Consider the following 15,180-nt stretch of genomic DNA (forward strand, 5'->3'; position numbering starts at 1 on the left):
CCTATCGTGCCGATCTCGATCATCATTCCCTGCTACCAGATGGAGGCGACGCTCGCACGCACGCTAGAGAGCTGCCTGATCCAGCCCGACGCGGCCCAGATCATCGTCGTCGACGACGGTTCGACCGATCGCTCAGCCGACATTACCCGCCACTACCGGCAACGCGACGCGCGCGTGCAGCTCTTGCAGATGACCGAGAACGGCGGCATCGCCCGCGCGCGCAACTGGGCGGCCATCCATGCCTCGGAGGATCTGCTCGCCTTCATCGACGCCGACGACGAGTACCGTCCTGGCGCGTTGGCCGCGGCATGTCAGTATCTGCAGCGCTACCCGCACGAAGCGTCGGTGCGGCTCGATGTCGAATTTGCGGGTTTTCCGCGCGATATCGTCGAGCACCCCGAGTTCGCCCGATGTTCAGCGATCCTGAGCAATACCATTCCCAGCAGCCTCGTCATACGACGCGCCGTGTATCGTGCGCTCGGTGGTTTTCCGATGGGAGACTTCTTCCGCCGTGCCGGCTGCGAAGACGGCGCGTTCTCATGGGCGCTGAGCAAGCTGTTCGGCAACCGCCGCCTGATCGACGCGCGGCGCGTGATCATGCACTACCACCCAGGCATCCACGCGGAACGCTACTTTAGGGTTCACATGGGCATGCTGGCTCCCGTCCATCAGGAGGTCGAACAGGCCTTGCACCTGTCCCGGCAATTCGTGGCCGACGCCGAAATGGCGATCGCCCAGCTACGCGGACTGAGCGGGCCGCCCGGGCCGCCCGGCCCGGTTTAAAAATCGCTGCAACCGTGCTGGCCGTTGGTCAGCAGACAGCTGTTCAGATTCGGTTGTGAACGCACCCGCTTCCATTCGACGGCAAGCAGATCCTGATTGTCACCGGGCGCCGCGTTCGTGAAGAGCGGCTGGTTCGATCCAATGCATATATTGGTGCCCTGCAGGTTGTTTTCGTAGACGAAGGTCTGCTCTTCGCTGCCGAAGAACGATTGCAAGCCACTCTGCGCGATCGGCTGGAAAAGCGGCGTGACGGTCAGAACGCCTGGCACGTCGACCACGATATAGCCCACACCGGAGAAGAAGCTGGCGTTGATCGCATACTGTCCGGGCGGCGAGTTCTGATTGGCCGCCGTCGACAGGGAACCGTTCAGCGCGCCCGCCGCGGTATCGCCGTTGATCAGGCCGCTAGCGGTAAAGGTGAAATTCGGGTTCGGTGCGCCGGCAAAGCGGACCGTGCCGTTAGCCGTGACCGTCACCGTCGGCCTCGCGGTATAGATGTAATGGTTGCCCGTGGTCGGTACCGTGCCACCCCAACTGCAACCCGCACCGAACACGCAGCCGTAGAAATTGGGCTGCGCGGTATCGGGCTGCACGTTGCCGCGCGTTTCGCCGTTCCAGGTGCTCGCCCAGATTCGCCATGCATTGCCCGCATTGAGCGTGCCCGTTCCTCCATTGACGAAGACCCCGTTCTCCATCACCAGATCGATCGATCCGCCCGCGCTCAGGTTCGTATTGGCGCCGTTGCCACCGAGCCCGATATTGCCGGTCGTGGCCGTCGCGACGAGGTTGCCGGTGAGCGTCGAGTTGGTCGCGTCGATCGTGCTCAACTGGCCCGTGTTGAAGTCGTAGGTCTGGCTCGTCAGCGGACCGATGACGAAGCCGTGCGAATCGCTGAAGGTCACATTGCCCGCGCCGGCCAGCGCCAGCACGTTGACGTCGTTTTGCGGATCGGTGAGCGTGAAGTTGCCCGGGCCGGACAGCAGCAGCCCTGCCGCCTGAATGCCGCCGGGGTCGGTGACGGGGCCCGCCGAAATCAGTGTCAGCGTCTCGCCGGGCATCGAGATGCCATAGGGCAGCGAGATCCCCTGACTGCCCGCGCCGGCATTGGACAGCGTGAGATTGTTGGTGAAACTCGGGCGCGACAGCACGCAACTGCCGCCGCTCGACGCACACTGCCCGTTGACCGTGATGAGACCGGTTTGCGTGCTGGAACCGAGTACAAGGTTCGGAATCGAGGCGAAGGTCGAGAAGCTTCCCGCGTCGATGTTCAGGCCGCCGCCCGTGCCGAACAGCGTAATCGGCGTGGCGTTCTGCGCGGTGATGGCGAAGTTCGACGGATTGACCGAGGCCGGCGCGATGGTCAGCACGCCGCCAGGCGACGTCAGCGTCGCTTGCGTGATGACGAGGCTGCTCGCCGTGCCGTCATTCGAGGCAAGCAGCGCGATCGAGCCGGCGTTGCCTGTCGAGATCGTCACGTTGACGGGATCGGCAAGCGGGGCGAAAGAGATCGGGCCTTCCTCCTCGCCGGAATTCACAACGACGCCGATCGCCAGGCCGGCATCGGACGTGTTGGTCGATCCGGCAATGCCGATCGTGCCGCTCGCCCCCAGCGTCGTAATGGCGCCACTGGGAATCGCCACGCCATAGTCGTTCACCAGGTTCGGCGTGCTTCCGGCAGGACCGGTCATCACCCCGCGAATGTCGATTGCGCCGCCGTTGGTCGAGGTGATCTGCGTGCCGTCCGTGATCAGCACGCCGTCGGTAAACGTGCCGGTGCCGCTGCCGTAGATATGCACTGCCCCGCTACCCGTGGTGATGGAGGTCGGCCCCAGCGACGAGCATTCGCAGGAACTGTTTTCGAGTTCCAGCCCGGTCACCGATGCCTCCGTCGAAACCGCCCCGCTACTCTGCCCGCTCAGCGTGATCGTGCCGCTCGTCGACTGCACCGTTGAACCGTACAGGTCGAGGCCGACGCTGCCATCCAGGACCGACGGCACGGTTCCCGCCAGCGTGATGTTGCCGCCCGTGGTCGTGAACGACGATCCGGTGGAATAAATGCCGTCCACGAACGACCCCTCCGTGCCGGTGACCGTGCCCGTCACGCCGATTGCGCCCGTGGTGTTCGAGATCGCGGTGCTGGAAAACAGCACGGCCTCGAATGCGTCGCCTGCCACGCTGCCGTTGATCGAGATCGCTCCGCCCGCACTGCTCACCCCCGGCTGCGCGTTGGCAGCACCCATCGGGACGAAGCCACCATTGATGTTCACGCCGATTCCCGTATCGCCCTGGGCGGCGCCGCTGATGCTGATGGGACCGCTGCCGCTTTGCACCGAGCTGCCTGTCAGCGCGACGCCCGTGCCCGCGTCTTCGGTCGAATTGCCCGTACCGTTGAGCGAGATTGCACCGGCACCGCTGTGAATCAGGCTGTTGCCGCCGATCGCAATGCCGGTGTCGCCGATTACACCCGTGGAGGCGGTGCCGGTGATGGCGAGTTGCCCGCTCGTGGTCGAGATATCGCTTCCCGAGATGTTCACGCCGGTCACGTTCTGCCCAAGCGCCGTGCCGTTCAGACCGAGCGAGCCGGCCCCTGCCGCGATGGTCGTGCCGGTGATATCGATACCCGACACCGTAGCCTGATAGCCGATCGTGACGCCGCCTGCCGGCAAGGCGCCGGTAATCGACAGGTTGCCGTTCGACGTGTTGATCGTGGAATTCTGGATCACGACGGGAGCCGATCCGTTGCTGCCTATCGTCAGGTTGCCGCCGTTGGTTTGCAGCGTCACGGTGTTGAGCGATACGCCATGGGTCGCGCTCGCCCCGCCGCCGACATTCGCATCCATCACGATGTTGAGCGGCCCGGCGGCGGGTGCCGCCGTGATCCCGAAGCCCGCGTCGTTGATCGAACCGGCCGCGCTCAGCGTCAGGGTGGGAGTCGGCAAGCCCGCTGTGGCGACGGTCTTGGCAATCGCCGCGTCGATATTGATGTCGCCCGCTTCACCGCTCGCCGGCGAACCGACCGTCGTGATGCTCACGGAGACGCCGCTATTCAGCAGCCCTTCGATCACCGTATTGACCAGTGTGCTGTCCGCACCGGACGGGGTGAAAACCGTTGGAGAACCTGGCGTCTGCGTGGCCGGTGTGCCCGAACTGGTCGAGACGATATCCAGGTCTTCTGGATCGAGGATCCACTTGCCGCCCTGACCTTTCGGCGCGGTCGCGAGAATCGTCGCCCCAGTGGTGTCGAGATAGTGCCCGGAGGTCTCGATCACGCCGCCGTTGCCGCCCTGCGCGCCGCCCGTCGCCGACAACGTGCCGTAGATGCGGCTCGCCGTGTCGCTGAACGCGACCACATGGCCGCCGTTGCCGTTGACGAGCGCGTCGGCGTGGAGGCTCGCGGTCGGCGACATCCAGACGGCGTTTGCGTTGCGCAGCGTCGGGTCGGCACCAGCCGGGCCGCCGCCGAAATAGACCGTGCCGCCACCCGCCGCGCCGCTGGCATTGACATAGGCGCCGTCCAGCAGCGCCACGTCATAGCCCGTCACATCGATCCGGCCGCCCGTGAGACCCGCGCCGCCGCTCGCATCGAGCGTGCCGCTCACCAGCGTCACGCCATTCGTGCCGCCGTCGAGCACGATGTGCCCGTCGCGTTCAGCCAGACTCTGCGCCCGCACGATGCCTTGCTGGTTGATCACCGTGGCGGCCAGCGCGTCCGCCGTCTGGGCGCTCATGATCACGTTGCCGCCGTCGGCGGCCAGCGTACCGGTATTGCCGATCAGCGCATTGGCCGCGCCCTGGTTGATCTTCAGGGTCGTGAGGCCGTCGCCGGCAAAGTCGACGGTGATGTCGTTGCCGGCGCCGAGCGCGACTGTGCCGAGACGTGCGCTCACCGTGCCGCTATTGCTGACCGTGCCGCCCAGCAAAGCAATCGTGCCGCCGTCCTGGGCGCTCAGCGAGCCGGCATTGCTGACCTGAGCCGCGGACGTGCCGACGAAGCGATAGTTGCCGGCGAGAAAATCCGCGTTCGCGATGTTGAGCGTCGTGGCGATCAGCGACCCGACATTCACCGACGAACCCGGCGCGAAGATCACGCCGGCGGGATTGACGAGAAACACCTTGCCGTTTGCCGTCAGCCGCCCCGCAATGACGCTCGGATCATTGCCCATGACGCGGTTGAGCAGCGCCGCCGAGGCAGACGGCTGGACCACCGTGACGGACTCGCTCGCGCCAATCGAAAAGGTGTTCCAGTTGACGATCGCGTTCGACGAACCCTGCTTGATGTTCAGCTGCCCCGCGCCCGGCGAATTGATGCTCACCGTGCCGGACACCACCTGGCCGCCCGTCGGATTCGCGAGGCACGCCGGCACCCAGTACATGGCGAATAGCGTCGCCACCGCGCCCGCGATGGTTCCGCCCCGCCCGGGTCGCATCCTGCACGGTTGCACACTGCATCGCTTGTTCATCGCACACCTCGGCGCCGGACCCATGCCGGCTCTTGCCACCATTCAACATCCGTCTCCAGCGCGCCTCGCAGTACGGCCCCGACCGCGCACGAACGCGTCGCGCCGGTTGTCCGGCTTGCGCTAGAACGTCTTCGTCAGTTGCACATACACGCGCGGTACCCTGTCGTCGCCCGTCGTGTCGGAGCTGGTCGTGCGCCACGCGAGCGTGCCCTGCAACGAAAAGCCGCCCGGCCCGGTCCAGTACGCGCCCACGCCGACACCGCTGCGCGTGATCGTGTTCGTCCCCTCGTTCGGTCGCGAATTGGCGTTGTACCAGCCCATCCCCAGGTCGAAAAAGCTGAACACCGTCGCCTTCGAATTGATCGCGAAGCGGCCTTCCACCGTGGCCACGAAGCCCTCGTCGACGAGCGCCTCGGACGGCGAATAGGCCCGCACCGCATGGGGGCCGCCCAGCAGGAATTGCGACGAGCTGTCGAGGGTCGTGCCGGCCCACTGCCCGGATACCCCGGCGAACAGGCTCAGCTGGTCGGTCACGGAATTCAGGCGGTTGGCGAAGAACGTGGCCCGCATTTCGGTGCCTTGCGTGTTGCGCCCGAACGGCGAGGTATCGAGTTGCTCGGCCTGCGCATTCCTGAAATGGAGCGAGCCGACCAGCAGTTCCACATCCGCGCTGTTGTAGCCGCCGCCGAGCAGGCCATCGCGGCTTTCGTAGCTGACCCCGGCGCTGCCCTCGACGAGCGAACGCGGATTGTGCTCATCCGCCTCGCCGATGTTGTCGATGAGGTCGCGGTATTCCAGGTTGACACGGCCGAGCAGGCTCTGATTGCGGGTGCGCAGGAGCGGATGCGTGACCGTCAGGTCGACCACGGTCGCCTCGCCGGTCGCGTCGAGCGAGGAAAACTGCTGGCCGAGCGTGTAGTTGAGCCGCGACAGCGCCACGCCGACGCGCGTCCCATACGCGTCGACCGGCGCTTCGTAGCCGATCCGGCCGTACACGGTGTCGCCGCGTTCGGCGCCGAGCAGCCGCACATCGAGGTTGTCGCCGATCATGAACGGCGAGTTGAAGCGCGCGAGCATACCGAGCCGCCACATGCCGCTCGGGTCCGCGCCGTAGTTGTCGAGGTCCACGGCGAAGGTCCAGCGTTTGGCAGGCGTCACGTTGATGCTCAGATCGACCGTGCCCGGCTCGTCACCCGCCTCGATCGCCGACGACACCGCGATGCCCGGCAAGTCCGACAGCAGCAGCATGGTGCGTTCCAGTTCATGCTGCTGCAGCGGCTTGCCGAGCGGAATCTGCGCGATCCGCGCGCGCAGCAGGTCTTCGCGAATCGGCGTGCCCGCCGCGATGTCGAGCCGCACGTGGCCCACCCGTCCTTCCAGCACGCTCAGTTCGACGATGCCCGAACTGGCGTCCTGTGGCGGAATCACCACCTGCGCGAGCATATAGCCGCGGTCGCGATAGACCTTTGTGATGCTCGCGGCAATCGTCTCCAGATCCGCGAAGCCGATCTGCGTGCCGATCCGGTCGTGAACCGGCGCCAGCAGCACGTCGGTCGGAATCGTGTCGTTGCCCTTGAGCGTGATGCCTTTGAGCACGAAGGTCGGCCCTGGCGCCGTCACGGGAGGCTGCGCCGACGGCACCGCCGGCAAGGCCTGGGTTCCACCCGGCAGGACCGGACGCGTGTCGCGCGGCGCCGTCTGATTGAGGATGCTGCCCGCGTTCGGCACCTGACCCACACCGCCACCCGCAACGGGCGGCGTCTGTGCCCACGCGATCGCGCTCGTACAGGACACCGTCGCGGCAATCAACCGGAGTCTGTTCATGGGTGTCGGCATGGGTTCATGGTTGTCCCTGGGGCGCGATAGTCAGGCGCCAGCCGCCCATCAGGTCGAACGGCGCCCAGAAAAACGGATGCGCGAAGCGCGGATTGTGCAGAACCGCCAGTTGCGCCGTGCGCATCGCGTCGATGGCCTCGTCGCCATTCGCGAGTTGCGAGTAGAACGTGCGCATGGTGAGCGCACTCGATTCGTCGGCCACCGGCCACATGGAGACGATCAGACTGCTGGCGCCCGCGTAGAAAAACGCCCGCGTGAAGCCGAGGATCTCATCGCCGCGCGCGATCCGCCCAAGCCCGGTCTCGCAAGCCGACAGCGTGACGAGCGACACATTGTTCAGCTTGAGGTTGTAGATGTCCTTCGCGAGCAGCGAGTCGGGACCGTCGGCCGGCTGGGTCGCGGGCGCGAGCAGGATGCGCGAGTGCAGCGGATCGATCGTGTCGGCCTGGGCGTGCGTCGCCACATGCAGGATGCGGCCGGTAGGCGCGTTGTCGCGAAAGCTCATGCGTGTCGCGTCGCCTTGCAGGAACACTTCCTTGCTCGCGAAGAGCGGCGCGATGCCGCGCACCTCGGCCTCGGCGCCCGGCAGCGCGTAGGCCGGGGCAATGGTCGGATTGCCGAACGCCACGAGCTTGCTTGCCACGTTGCGCTCACGCTGGACGAGCTGAACCGCGATGCTGGCCGAAGGCTCCAGGGCGACCGGATGACGCTCGATCAGAAAGCCGTCCGGATTGTGCAGCGCCTGAAACGGCAGATAGTGCAGCGCGCCGTGCGGCACGATGATGAGCCGTTCGTTGTCGCGCAGGCCGAGCGGAGCGATCAGGAGTGCGTACAGCTTGTCGCCGTAAGTGAGCGCGCTCTGGCGCCGGCGCACGATGGCGTTACGAAAATCGGTGACGGCGCTGTCCATGTCGGCGCGCGCGATCGGCAGCGTATGTCCGGTCAGGCCTTCGCGGCGAATCACCCAGACCACCATCGACTTTTCGAGGCTGTGATATTCGACGATGGCTTCGTTTGGCTTCAGGGCGTTGCGCACCACGTCGAGGCCCGGCACGTCGCCGTTCAGTTGCCGGTCATCCACGCCCGCGTCGACCCGGTTGCGCACGACATCGAGCAGCGCGCGCGCCCGGCTGCGCTCGGACAGGTTCCACGCCGATGCGTAATCGCCGACCTCGACCGTCAGGGCGATCGCCATCTCGAAAACCGACTGCGTGTCGCCGAACAGGCCCGTCTTGAACTCGTCGCTGCGAAAGCGCGCGCGGATCTTTTCCGAATCGTCGACGGCCTGCAGGAACGCCTCGCGTGCGTGTTGCCGTTCGCCCAGCGCGAGGTCGGCGCGGCCGATGCCTTCGTGCGCCCACAGGCGGTCGTAGTTCGCGTCGCCCGAAGCGCTTTCGGAGAGCAGCGCGGTGAATGCGCGCCTCGCATCCTCGGGCTTGCCCTCGGCCAGCAGCAGATTGCCTTCGATGCGTCGCCAGGCCGGCTCGAGATCCGCCGTTGGGGGCGGACTCGCGGCATCGAAGGTCTTGCGCGCGCCCGCGGTATCGCCCGCGGCGATCTGCGCATTCGTCACGGAAATCAGCACCAATGGCCGGTAGCGTGGCGACGCCGTTTCGAGCGCATGGTTATAGTCGGTAATGGCTTCCTGCGGCTGATTGCGACGCAGCGCAACATCGCCGAGCACCTTGTAGGCGGGCGCGAACACCTGCTCGGGGGCTTTGGGGGTCGACGCCAGCGCCTCTTTGGCATAGCGTTCGGCGTCTTCGAGATCGCCCGCGTAGCTGTAGGCGATCGCCAGATCGCGCTTGGAGAGCGCGGCCAGGTCGGCGTTGTCGGTGCGTTGCGCCATCACCAGCGCGCGCGATGCGGCCTCGACACTGTCGCGGAAGTCACCCCGCTCGGCGGCCGAGACGGACATGCTGCAGTAGTCGTACGCTGGCAGCGTGACGTGATCGCGCGAAAGCAGGAGACGCCCTTCCGCCGTCAGCGTCTGCAGGGTTTCGGCGTCGCGCTCGCGCTCGGCGGCCTGACGAAAGCCGTTCGATTCGGGGGCGAGACCGGGTGCCGCGCCGGATGCCGTGTCACTCGCCGGTGCCGGCGCCCCCGCGCCGAACGCATTGCCGCCGGCAGCGCACGCGAGGCATGCGGCGAGGACGATCCGAGACCACCACGCGCCCCGCGGCCGGGCCTCGCTTGCGCGCGCAGGCACAGTGCGACACCGCATGGCAAGCCATCCGATGCGCGCTCGACCGACCAAAGCTCTTCGTTTGAGTTGGTTCACATCGCGTTCCCACTGGGCGGTACAGGGGGCGCAACTGGAAGTCCGGTGTGACGGCAGCCACCAGGCTTCAGGTGCGGGCGAGCGCCACGCAAATATGGCAATGCCAATCTGGTAAACGAATGAGCACCCGCTTTTTTGAAACGAAGTCGGGCCGGCGCACGTTGGGCGGCGGCCACCGGGAACAGGACCGTGGACACCACGCACCGGACAGCGCGGCGTTTTCCGGCCTGGAGTTAGCGTCGGCTTGGGCCTATCCTTGATGCACTGCCGGGCATTCACAGCGCGTATTCACGGCCGGGCAGCACGCTGTAACCCAGAACGGAGAAAATTCAATGACAGTTTCGATCTCGCGGCGCGCTTTCATGCTGTTCGCCGGCCTCGCCCTCGCGGGCGGCGTCACGCTCAGCCAGGCAGCACCCGTCTCCTTTACCGTGCCGCTCTCGGGCGACCAGCAGGTGCCTCCGGTCCAGACCCCGGGCAGCGGCACTGCTAACCTCACCTACGATTCCGGCACGCACGTCGTCACGTGGAACATCACCTACAGCGGCTTGACGGGGCCCGCCACCATGGCGCATTTCCACGGTCCTGCACCCGCCGGTAAAAATGCCGGCGTGAAAGTCTGGATCTCGCAAAAAGGAAACATGGAGGTGACGAGTCCGATCAGCGGTCAAGCCACGTTGTCCCCGGACGACGCCAAGATGTTCGAAGCGGGCGAGATGTACATCAACGTCCACACCAAGGCCAATCCGGGTGGCGAGATTCGCGGCCAGGTGATGCCGCCGAAGGGTAACTGACGCAAGCGCTCTTCCAGGGCGCTCGCCAGCCTCAGAGATAAACCGCAAGCAGGATCACGATCGCTGCGCTGATCAATAGCAGAAGCGCCGCCAGCAGCACCGGCTTTTGCCGCGGCGCAGCGATCGTGGCAGGCAACGGCTTGTAGCCGCTCAGCATCGGCCGCAGCAGATTGTGTCCCTTCACCAGCGCGTAAAGCGCGATCACCAGCACGTGCAGCGTGAGCGCGGCCAACAGCACGTCCCACACCACCGCATGTAGCGTGGAAATGGCATTGGCGAACCAGGCCGGCACGCTTTCGCTCAACGGGCCTTCGTCGGCGATTTCGTTGTAGACGTACAGCCCGCTCGAGGTCTCCAGCAGCAGCAAGCCGAGCAGCAATAACACCATCCAGCCGCCCGCCGCGTTGTGACCCACCTGCAGATCCGGCTCGCGGCGCAACAGACGACGCAGATGCCGCAACGCGCAAGCAGGCGTTGCGATGAAGCTGCGAAACCGTGCGGTCTCGCTGCCGAAGCAGCCCCATAGCAGGCGGAATAGAACGAGCGCCAGCAGCGCTTCGCCGATCCGCACATGCCAGTCGATCCAGTTCAGCTTCAAGGTCGCATACGCCCCGGCGACCAGCAGCACTGTCAGCCAGTGAAACAGCCGCACCGGTGCATCCCACACGAGTACGGGGCGACGAACCGGCGGCACCGGTGGCGTAACAGGTTCGTCAGCGTTCATGCGTCGCGCCTCCCGAGGCAAGCGTCCACAGCGATCCAGCACAGCCGGTTAGAACAGATACAAACCCGCAACGAACACGATGCCCGAGAACAGCAGCGCAGTCACGCAATAGCCCATGATGTCACGCACGCCAAGGCCGGCGATCGCCAGCGCGGGCAGTGCCCAGAACGGCTGAGCCATGTTGGTCCAGGCCTCGCCGTAGGCGATCGCCATGGCCGATTTACCAAGGTCCGCATGCAATGCCTGCGCCGCCGGCATCACGAAAGGCCCCTGTACCACCCAGTGGCCGCCGCCGCTCGGCACGGCAAAATTGATGACCGCCGAACTCAGGAACGCCAGCAGCGGGAAGGTGTGCACATTGGCGATATCCACGAACCAGCGGGTAATCACCCCGGCCAGTCCCGAATGATCCATCAGCGCCTGAATCCCGGCGTAGAACGGAAACTGGATCATGATGCCCGCCGTGCCCTTCGCGGCTGCACCGACGGCCCGAGCATAGGCCATGGGTGTCTTGTGCAACACCATGCCGGCGGCCAGAAATACCAGGTTGACCGTATCGATGTCGAGCGTAAAGCCTTTCTGCACAGTACGCACGACCAGATAGACCGCACACAGCAGCGCGACCAGCAACGCCAGCACGCGGCTCTCTTCGAGTCGCTCGGCGAGTGTCGCATTGGCAGGCAGCGTGCGTTCCACCGAAGGCGGGTCTTCGAGGAGTGCCGGGTCTACCGCCACCACGTCTTCGGGCTTCGGCATCATCTGCCGCGCGAGGAGAGGCAGCAGCACGATCAGTCCAATCGTGATGAAGGCGTTGTAGCCGGTGAAGATCGTATGCGAGACCGGAATCAGGCCGACGGTCTTTTCCAGCGGATTGCCCTTGGTGGCCGCCACCAGCGGCACGGAGCCGGAGAGTCCGCCGTGCCACGTCAGGAAGCCCATGTAGGCGCTTGCCACCAGCAGGCGGTAGTCGGTACCCGGCACGCGCCGTGCGACTTCGCGCGCCAGCATCGCGCCCAGCACGAGCCCGAAGCCCCAGTTGACGGCGCACGCCACCGCGCCGCAAAACGCCACCAGCATGACGCCCTGAGCGGGGCTGCGCGCCGAGCTGGCCAGCGCTACCAGCAGCCGCTTGACCGGTCCCGAACTGGCGAGCGCATGGCCGGTCACCAGAATCATGGCCATCTGCATCGAGAAGGCCAGCAGGTTCCAGAAGCCGCCACCCCACATGGTCACCAGTTCGGCGGGCGTCTTGGGTGTCAGGCCGAAGGCCAGCACGAACGTCGCGATGGTCAGAAAAATCGCGAAAATCAAGGGATCAGGCAGGACCCGATGGACCACCTGGGTAAAAAAACGCGAGATACGCTGGATCAACTGTCTGCTCCTCATCACCGATGATATTTGTAGTGGGCGGGGTCACGCTTGCGTCGCATGGCGTGTCATTGTTTCGTTTGCCCACGTCCTCGGCCGCGATTCTTGCATGAAACGCTGGCATTTGCCGTGACGCGGGCAAGCGGTCGGGCGGTCAGGCGCCGCCGGTGTATTGCTGCTGGGGGCGCGCTTGAGGGGCACGCAGGCCATCGCGCTGTCGCACGAAAAAAACCGGCCATCGGCTCGCGCTGATGACCGGCTTTTTCCCGTCACGCCCTGCTTTCGCTACGGGCGCGGCACTGGCAACGCAATCAGAACTTATGGCGCAGACCGACGCTCACCAGTTCCTGCGTGTTGGTGCCGCCATAACCATACGAGCCCACTGAAGCCTGCGCGGACACCACGGCGGTGCCGTCGGCGCTCAGCGTTTCGCCGCTGGCGTGTTGATAGGCGCCTACCAGATAGACGTCAGTACGCTTGGACAAGCTGTAGTCCGCGCCCACGGAGACCTGGTGGTAAGTCGCGCCCGTGTCGCCGGTCGACTTCGTATAGCTGTAGCCCACGCCCACCAGCATGGCCGGCGTAGCCTGGTAATCGAGGAAGCCCTGGCCCGTGTTGAACTTCTCGGTCGAAGCGAACGCGGATTGTCCATCCGACTTGTACTGCGCGTTGCTGTAGCCTGCGCCGAACGTGAACGGACCCGCCACATACTGCGCCGCGAAGCGCGCAATGTTGATGGACTTGGCGCTCTGCAGGCCGAGGTTGATCAGCGAGCCGTCGAAGGTGCCGTCGGAGGTGCCGCCCCAGCCGCTGCCGGAGGTCGTCGAAGCCCGTGCGAGTCCGTTGACCGAGGGGTTGTCCGCCACGAAGTAACCGGCCGCCAGCGAGATCGGGCCGTTGTTATACGCCGCAGCCGCCGACCAGGTCTGGCCCGAACCGGTCTGCCCCGCGACGCCGCCGAACGCATACATGCCTTCGACCTGCAGCCCGGAGAATACCGGCGAGACGTACTTGATCGCGTTGTTGGTGCGCGAGCTGTTGTCGTAGTTGTCGACGTCGCCTGCGGTGGCAAACGTGCTGCCGAAATAGTTGTCGGCCGTGATGCCCTGCACGAGATCGACGAGCGGATCATATTGGCGTCCGAGTGTGAACGTGCCGTATTGCTCGGCCGACAACCCCACGAATGCCTGGCGGCCAAACTCGCGGCCGCCCTGCGCCAGTCCGCCCGTGCTCGGGTTGAAACCGTTTTCCAACTGGAAGATGGCCTTCAGACCGCCGCCGAGGTCTTCCTGACCTTTCAGGCCCCAACGACTGCCGGACAGATCGCCGTTACTCGCGTTGCCGACCGACCACTGGTTCTGGCCTGCCGCATTGGCGTTATGAACAAAGGTAATGGCGGTATCGATGGTGCCGTAAAGCGTGACGCTGCTTTGTGCATGCGCAGCGCTAGCCGCGCCCAGCAATGTCAGCGAGAGAGTGGACAGCGCTATTCTTTTCATCATTTCTCCGTGCCAATGAATGATTCAGTTATTGCGGATTCGACAATAACGCGGCGCACTCTTACGGGACACTGAAAAATATTGCCTGTCGTGAAAAGTCAACAGAGAAAATGCCTTATTAAACAATGACATGAGCGACTATTGCGAACCAAGAAATACTCATTTGTCGCAACGGCCAGTATTTCCACGCCATTTTAAAAAGCAGGAAAATCCGACCCAATTTCGGCTATTTATTATGATTTTCGCAAGAAAGCTGATTGAAATACAGATGCCGCAGCCAATTCAATGGACGAATGAGCACTTAAGCAATATCCATACGCGGCATAAGCGCGTTTCTGTATAAACGCGCTTATGCCGGTGCGCTGGCCGCGCCGCGGTAATGGATATGGGCAGGCACCTGTAATGAACCCGGATGCGCATCGCCCTCTAGCATCGCAAACACACAGCGCAAGCTGTGTTCCGCCAGTTGCCGGCTGTCCTGGACGATGGCGTCGATGGAAAGCGGCAGACAGTCGAGCAGTTGATGATCGTCGAACGACATCAGGCGGCCCGGCGCCTGGGTGAGCTTGTGGGCCTCGCTCATGAACGACAGCGCGCCTTCCAGCAAGGTGATCGAGCCCGCGAACAGCGCCTCGGGATAACGTCCGTGGGCCGCGAACCAGGCTTGCATCAGCGCGTGGCCGGACTCGCGCTGGAAGTCGCGTTCGTGGACCCAGTCGGCCGCCTCGCTCAAGCCGTGCGAAGCGAGTGCCTGACGATACCCCGCCAGACGGTCTCGGCTCGCCGAGAGTTCAGCCTGACCGCCGAAGTACACCACCTCGCGGATGCCCTGACGGAGCGCATCGCCCACCAGCGTCGCGACGATTCCGGTCGCATCCGTCACCACGTATGGAATCTCGCTATGCTCGACGCGACGGTCGGCGAACACCAGCGGCAGGCGCTTGACCCACTTCTGGTAGCGCTCGGCATCCGCCGTGCAAGGTACCACCACGAGGCCGTCCACCTGATGCGAGACGAGGTGGGCAATCCCCTCGGTTTCGCGCACCGGATCTTCGTCGCTGGTGACCACGACCAGCTGACAGTTGTACTGTCCGCGGCATTGCCATTCCATTGCCTGCGCCAGCGCGGAGTGGACCGAGTTCGTGAGATCGGGGATGACGAGGCCAATCGTATTGCTGCGCCGCGAGCGCAGTGCGCGCGCCGAGCGCGACGGCGTGAAATGGTGATCTTTCGCGACCTGCAGCACACGCTCGACGGTGGCCGCCGAGATGCGATAGCGCTCGGCATAGCCATTCAGCACCATGCTGGCCGTGGTGCGGGACACGTTCGCCAGACGGGCGATGTCGTCAATGGTCAGACGCTCGAACTGGGTCACGCAGATTTCCTCGCGGCAGGTGGTCGACGCCCTCGCTCACGAGGCCCTGGCATCGGCCGC

9 protein-coding genes are annotated in these 15,180 nt (G+C 64.9%); 2 read left to right on the forward strand and 7 right to left on the reverse strand.

What is annotated here, in order from left to right; genetic code table 11:
* Positions 1–3 precede the first annotated feature (3 nt).
* A complete protein-coding gene (locus P3T43_RS02880; RefSeq protein WP_429279595.1) occupies positions 4–783 on the forward strand; it encodes a glycosyltransferase family 2 protein in 780 nt (259 codons plus the stop codon).
* Here P3T43_RS02880 and P3T43_RS02885 read toward each other — a convergent pair.
* The 3 genes from P3T43_RS02885 to P3T43_RS02895 form a co-directional block, all read right to left on the reverse strand.
* Complete coding sequence (locus tag P3T43_RS02885) at positions 780–5,174, reverse strand: beta strand repeat-containing protein (protein ID WP_429279508.1); 4,395 nt, start codon at positions 5,172–5,174, stop codon at positions 780–782. The two genes, P3T43_RS02880 and P3T43_RS02885, sit on opposite strands and share 4 nt — an antisense overlap.
* 189 nt (positions 5,175–5,363) lie before the next feature.
* Complete coding sequence (locus P3T43_RS02890; protein ID WP_429279509.1) at positions 5,364–7,067, reverse strand: ShlB/FhaC/HecB family hemolysin secretion/activation protein; 1,704 nt, start codon at positions 7,065–7,067, stop codon at positions 5,364–5,366.
* 16 nt (positions 7,068–7,083) lie between these two features.
* The gene (locus P3T43_RS02895) at positions 7,084–9,303 is read right to left on the reverse strand and encodes a CHAT domain-containing protein (protein WP_429279510.1); all 2,220 of its coding nucleotides are present in this window, start codon (positions 9,301–9,303) and stop codon (positions 7,084–7,086) included.
* Positions 9,304–9,692: 389 nt separating this feature from the next.
* On the opposite strand from P3T43_RS02895, the gene P3T43_RS02900 reads away from it, so the two are divergent.
* Complete coding sequence (locus P3T43_RS02900) at positions 9,693–10,154, forward strand: CHRD domain-containing protein (protein WP_429279511.1); 462 nt, start codon at positions 9,693–9,695, stop codon at positions 10,152–10,154.
* Between the two features lie 31 nt (positions 10,155–10,185).
* On the opposite strand, the gene P3T43_RS02905 is transcribed toward P3T43_RS02900, so the two are convergent.
* From P3T43_RS02905 to P3T43_RS02920, 4 genes are all read right to left on the reverse strand, one after another.
* Positions 10,186–10,878 carry a cytochrome b/b6 domain-containing protein gene (locus tag P3T43_RS02905; RefSeq protein ID WP_429279512.1) on the reverse strand — a complete coding sequence of 231 codons (693 nt, stop codon included), beginning with the start codon at positions 10,876–10,878 and terminating at the stop codon, positions 10,186–10,188.
* A gap of 48 nt (positions 10,879–10,926) precedes the next feature.
* Positions 10,927–12,249: a TIGR00366 family protein gene (locus P3T43_RS02910; protein ID WP_429279513.1), complete on the reverse strand. Its 1,323-nt coding sequence runs from the start codon at positions 12,247–12,249 to the stop codon at positions 10,927–10,929.
* Between the two features lie 308 nt (positions 12,250–12,557).
* Entirely contained in the window at positions 12,558–13,745 is a 1,188-nt protein-coding gene (locus P3T43_RS02915) for a porin (RefSeq protein WP_429279514.1), read from the reverse strand.
* 349 nt (positions 13,746–14,094) lie between these two features.
* A complete protein-coding gene (locus P3T43_RS02920) occupies positions 14,095–15,120 on the reverse strand; it encodes a substrate-binding domain-containing protein (protein ID WP_429279515.1) in 1,026 nt (341 codons plus the stop codon).
* Positions 15,121–15,180 lie beyond the last annotated feature (60 nt).

Source organism: Paraburkholderia sp. GAS41 (assembly GCF_050436545.1).
GTDB lineage: Bacteria > Pseudomonadota > Gammaproteobacteria > Burkholderiales > Burkholderiaceae > Paraburkholderia.